The following is a 681-nucleotide window of genomic DNA, read 5'->3' as shown; positions in this document are numbered from 1 at the left end:
CGCTATAAATGAACTGCCCCCAATTGTTAAACAAAACCTAGCAATTGGGGGCAGTTCATAGTTATCATTTGACTCTTCTAGTGACTTTCTCAAGTAAAGCATCCTTTGGTTGAATAAGATTTATTTATTCATTCCCATCAATCGCTTAATTGTTCTTATTTGTCCACGATGATTAATTTCGTCTTCCATAACGTGAAACCACAAGTAGTAATTATTATAAGGCACACCATTATCCCACTTGTCTTCCTCGAATAACCAGCTATCTTGTTTTGATTTCAGATATGTTAGTGTATTTTCTCTAACTTGTGATAATTCATTCAAATAATAATCTAAAGATTGCTTTTTTATTACTTCCCTTGCTTTGTCTCCAAGTTCTAAAGAAATTCGCCACTTTAGATATTCATTTTCAGTTAAATCTCTTTTTTCAAACGAGATAACTTGATGAACAAACTCCATCGCTGCAATATGTGATAAGAGAGAACCAATAGTGTTTGAACTACCGTTTGGTAAGAAGTCTAAATCACTTTGGTTTAAATTGGAGATTTCACTCAATGTAACACCTCTTGTATGTTCAAGCATTGTTACAAGTTCTCCAATCTTATTTGAATAGTTTTCTCTTGAAATTATTCTATAATCTATCATATATATCCCTCCAATTCATGCTAAGCATAAGTTTACCAA

At 32.3% G+C, this 681-nt stretch carries 1 protein-coding gene; it reads right to left on the bottom strand.

From position 1 onward, the window contains the following. Positions 1–120: 120 nt before the first annotated feature. On the bottom strand, positions 121–642 hold the full coding sequence (locus tag MR155_RS31310) for a DinB family protein (protein ID WP_151524976.1): 522 nt from the start codon (positions 640–642) through the stop codon (positions 121–123). Positions 643–681 lie beyond the last annotated feature (39 nt).

Source organism: Bacillus cereus group sp. BfR-BA-01331 (assembly GCF_022663915.1).
Lineage (GTDB): Bacteria > Bacillota > Bacilli > Bacillales > Bacillaceae_G > Bacillus_A > Bacillus_A mycoides.
Note: the sequence above shows the minus strand (reverse complement) of the source record. Positions and strands in the feature narration are given on the sequence as shown.

Excerpts from the sequence above, each read along its gene's own strand:
- MR155_RS31310 (WP_151524976.1), bottom strand. The coding sequence starts at position 642 with ATGATAGATTATAGAATAATTTCAAGAGAAAACTATTCAAATAAGATT.